General features: G+C 55.5%; 1 protein-coding gene and 1 pseudogene. Both read left to right on the forward strand.

Features of this window, described 5'->3' with window-relative positions; genetic code table 11:
- Positions 1-2555: 2555 nt before the first annotated feature.
- On the forward strand, positions 2556-3812 hold the full coding sequence (locus AWB81_RS40465; RefSeq protein WP_062643992.1) for an oligosaccharide flippase family protein: 1257 nt from the start codon (positions 2556-2558) through the stop codon (positions 3810-3812).
- 294 nt (positions 3813-4106) lie between these two features.
- Positions 4107-4814 (forward strand): annotated as a pseudogene (locus tag AWB81_RS40470) (IS701 family transposase); the annotation flags it as partial.
- Positions 4815-4916: the final 102 nt, after the last annotated feature.

Here is a 4916-nt window from a genome sequence, read left to right on the forward strand (position 1 = left end):
ACGTGAGCATCGACGAGCTATCGCAGGACTTCCGGCGACGCTTCTCGCGCGAAGCGTTCAACGCTCAGGCGCAAACCTTGGTGGGACGAGACGATGCACAGTCTGGCATTGTTTGACAAAGACATTAAGCGATCGCGATCCCGGCGCGACTGAAAGGCGAAGCCATAGCTAAGCAGCGTCTTGATCGTGCCGAGGGGCGCCGTCTGCAACGCCACCTTGATGCGGCGAGCTTCATGTGCCATGAACTCCACGCTCACCAGCGTTTCGAGCACCTTCAGCCTAGAGATGTGGCCTTGGTCGCATCGCGCCATGCCCCACCCAACGCTTGGGCGGCCAACAATGTGGCGGCCGATCAGCTCTAGTTTTGGTTCAGACACACTGAGACAGTGGAGACTTACCACCACTGACAAAGCTGCTTGTGGGACATGCTGGCCGCCTAATGCTGCCGAAGGTGCGAGCACCGGTGTCCCTGTAGCAGCGAGGTCAGCCATTGTCCTTTGAGGACGGGAGGAACGGCCGGCAACTGAGCATCGTCGTAGGAATTGCGGCTGCCCACGATCGGCCGCCGTTGCCGTAGCGCACACTTTCGTCAATCGTCTTAATGTTGCTTTACCGACTGCGCTTCCTCGGGGGCGTCATCACCGGCGCAATAGGGTGTCTGTTTGGCGACGGTTTTGCTTCAACGGGCCGATTTCTGGCATCCGACAGGTGTGCGTCAATTCAATCCCAAAAGCAAATGTAATTCGCCGTAAAGAATTCGACATCGCCGCCATGCCGATCTGCTTCACTCTAACGACGCGATGAAGGGGATCGGCGGGGATCAGTTCTATCGGATAGGGCGGCTCAGCAAGCTGCGGGCGATGCCGTTGTGACCCGTCCGACCGAACAGATATCCTGACTCGCGCAGAGTTGGACATGTGCTCCACGCTCCGATGGGGAGAAGTTCAAAGACGAGCGCTGATTGAGGATGACTCAAAGAAAACCGGCCGGGATTCAATTTTCATCGCCCTCGGTTCGGCGCAGAATGGACTATACGGTCAAATATTGCGAGGTAGCCTGAATGAAAGGTTGCTACACTTACCGCGGATTTTCCCTTATTCCTCTGACTGTGTTCGAGCGGGGCGCATATGTTGCAATGGTGGTGGTACGTGAACCGGACGGAGTGGAGACGGCATCTGGTGTTTTAGGACGCTTCTCGTTCCGCTCTGCCGCGTACAAGTTCGCTGTTGACTATGGCATGGCGGAAATTGACAAGCGAACTAATCGCTAAAAACCAATGGCTTGCGCGATCGTACGCAGGTGGCAAGAGGGCAAGCCGTGGGACGACTACCTGGCAACCGCCGCCTTTTGAAATGCCGAAATGGACGGGCAAGAATAATAAGTACATGCGCGCACATCGCCCGATAGAACGTCTACCGTGCTGGTATACATCACAAATCGTTCCTTGGGTGGGGAAGAACTGCAGAATGGGCGTCGTCGGAGGCGCCGGATGTGCCGGCAGTGGTTCAGCGCTCTTGAGTCGGATAGTACGCGCAAACTTGTGACAATAGCCACTCAATTCGAAGCGACGATCTCCGTGCGTGCTCGCTTCACATAGATGGTCCAGATACTCGTCGGACGACGTCCCCAAAACAACCGCGAAGGCTTCCCGGCAGTTTTACACATGCCATGTCGGAAGCTTGGCCCGCATCGGCGAGCCGTCAGTTCAATTAATTTTTATGCAACTGCGTTTCTTACCAAAGCGTTTTGCTGAATCGATCGGGCAACGCAAAGTGCGAAAGCTGCGCCCTCAGGGGGGCTTGTCCACGCTTCAAGAACGCGACCGTTGGCCTGACGGATGCCTGTCGGCCAAAATGACAGTACCCCGCTTTGGCAACGGCTTGTGCGTTTCTCCCAGCCCTTGACGACTGCCCGTGCGTGTCTCGCACGACCGTGCGGGAACTTTTCGTTGACTTCAAGACGAAGAAATGTACACTCAGTGCGGTGCGGAAATTTGTTTAGGATACCAATTGTCCATACCAGTAAGGTATTAATCTAAAAATAGCAGGTACAAAGCGATGCCGCCGAACGCTTCGGCGCAGCCTAGACAATCAGAGCACCTGCTGACTCCAGAACAACAACCTAGAGATCACAAACAGTAGACGCGATTGCTTTGTAACTGGCAGTTGCCGCGCGAATGAGCTTGCCGGACGGCTCGGTACGCCAACCGGAGTTGGATCGAGCTGGTCGATTTCAAGGATTGACGTTCTCCCAAATGTTGTGGCGGCCCTAGGAGATGCCACTTTTCACAGCGGCCACGGCATCGTCGACGCTTGGTGGCACCGGACGCAGGCTATCTGCGACGTTGCACAAACTCGCGCTCGCTCCGGTAAATTGGGACGGACGTGAACAAGATGGGGCCTGTAGAGAACGCGTATCGGCCCGGGCGTGAGCTTCGCAAGCGGTTCTCTGATAAGAGACTGTATGCGCTTCAAAAGCCTCCGCTGACAAACTCGAATTCTCCGCCTTTAGCCGCATGGTTAAACGAACCGCATTTTCAAAGGAGCCACAACAATATGGCTTCGTTCAAGAAGAACTTTTCGGTCTTGATGATGCTGCAGGTGTCGACCTATGCTGTGCCCTTGATAACGCTTCCGCTGCTGACTAGAGTGCTGTCTCCTGACGGATATGGCCGCTTAGCCTTTGCGCTGGCCTTTATCAACTATTTCATTGTTCTGACGAACTACGGCTTTGCTCTGACGGCCTCGTCAACGATCTCGATTAATCGCGACGACCGCGCCGAACGCTCTCGAATCTTCTGGCGAACCTTCTTGGCTCAAACGGTCATCACGGTGAGCGGATTCATGTTGCTGCTGATTCTGACCTACGTATTCGAACCACTCGCGCGGGAGCGCGAGTTGTTATTATTAGGCTTTGGCATGGCGGTTGGTGCGATGTTGATTCCGACATGGTATTTTCAGGGCGTGGAAGATCTGTGGGTGACGACGTCTATTGCCTTCGCGGGCCGAGCAGTTAGCGTTCCAGCAATGTATCTGCTCGTGCGCGGCCGTGACGATATCTACTGGGCCATGGCGGTGAATTCACTGGTTCCGCTGCTGTCGGGCATTGTAATCATGACGCGCTTATACTTCCGGCGGGAATTGGATTTTACGCCGACATCGCCCGAAGCAATCGCCAGGGCAATCAGGGACGGCTGGAATGTTTTTATGGCAACCGCCGTCAATGATTTTTGCGCGTCCAGCAATACTGTGCTGCTAGCACTGATCTCGGGCAACGCTGCAGCGGGTTATTTTTCCGCTGCTGACAAACTGATCCGCGCAGCACTCGGGTTGTTGAGTCCTCTAAGGACCGCCGCGTATCCGCGCATCAGTTATCTAATGCACCATTCGCGCGACGCGGCTTTCGCGTTTCTGCGCAAGATGCTTGCATTTCAGGGAGTGGTAGTTGCCGCGATCTCATTAGCAATATATCTAGGTGCACCTCTTGCGGTGAAGCTGCTTTACGGCCCGCATTTCCTGCCAACTGTAGATGTATTACGGTGGATGGCGTTCGTGCCTTTCATGTTTGGCATTGCAGATGTTTTCGGCGTGCAGACGCTCCTGCCGCTCGGCATGACAGTGCAGTTCAGCCGCATTTTGATTGCAGCGGCTATATTTAATCTTACCCTCTTGTTGATCCTATCGACGCTCTTTGCCGAACGTGGCGCGGCGGCGGCGGTGCTTCTGGCGCAGACGTTCGTCGGAATCGCGATGGCGACGACGTTGCACATCAATCACGTGCCATTCTTTGCGAGGCGTCGAATCGCGAAATGAGCTTTGCGAGCCAAAACTGCTCAAAATGTAATGTAGTTGGGCGGAGCACAACGTCACTGCGCCGCCGTTTCGACGGCGGTCTGGGCCGACGCTTTTTCTTGAGCAGATGTTCAGTAGAGTCGCAACACCAAAATGTCGACGGACAAAGTCCGGCTTTGCGTTTTGCATGCGGATTGCGTTCGCTCTCGGTACGTCAGCTAGCGCGATGCAAACGTGGTAGGCGTTCTCTAATCTTACTGTGTTATAAAACTCACGGCATTATAGAAGCTTCTTCATCCTTTGCATGAGGAAGTGATGGACTGGGAGACGTCGTTCGACGAGTATCTGGAACATCTATGTGAGGCGGTCAGGCATAGCGATCGCCACTCCGGGTTGATTGGCTATTGCCGAGGCTTGATGCTGCCGATCCGGCGCAAGAGCGTGGAGCCGCTGGCAGCACATCTGGAACCTCAGCGCGTGAGTGGGCGGCACCAATCACTTCATCACTTCGTGTCGAAGTCGGAATGGTCTGACGCCGCGTTACTCGAGCAAGTGCGTCGCTGGGTGCTGCCGCACATGGATCCGGCAAAGGACCTGTACTGGATCATCGATGACACGGGCTTCCCGAAGAAGGGAAAGCATTCGGTTGGGGTGGCGCGGCAATATTGCGGGCAACTGGGCAAACAGGATAACTGCCAGGTGGCCGTGAGCCTGTCGGTGGCCACCGAAGAGGCAAGCCTGCCGGTGGCTTATCAGCTTTATCTGCAACAGGAATGGGCCGATGATCCGCTACGGCAGGCGCAGGCTGGCGTACCCGATGAGATCGGGTTTGCGACCAAGCCGCAGATCGCACTCACGCAGTTGCGCGAGGCCCGGCAAAGCGGTGCACCGGACGGTGTCGTACTGGCCGATGCGGGATACGGAAACGACACTGCGTTTCGCGATGCCCTCAGCGAACTCGGCTTGCAATATGCGGTGGGTATCCAATCGAGCACCCGTGTATGGGCGCCGGGCACTGCGCCGGGGGGTGTCCCGAATTTTGTGTAAACTGAAGCGCCCCGGAAATGTAGGAGACTTTGGATCTTGGCTGTAACGGGAGATTTGAAGAATGGAAAACGCAAGCAA

The sequence above is a fragment of the Caballeronia arationis genome (assembly GCF_001544975.2).
Lineage (GTDB): Bacteria > Pseudomonadota > Gammaproteobacteria > Burkholderiales > Burkholderiaceae > Caballeronia > Caballeronia arationis.

Bases quoted from the DNA above. Each gene is read 5' to 3' on its own strand.
- AWB81_RS40465 (WP_062643992.1), top strand. From the start codon at position 2,556: ATGGCTTCGTTCAAGAAGAACTTTTCGGTCTTGATGATGCTGCAGGTG.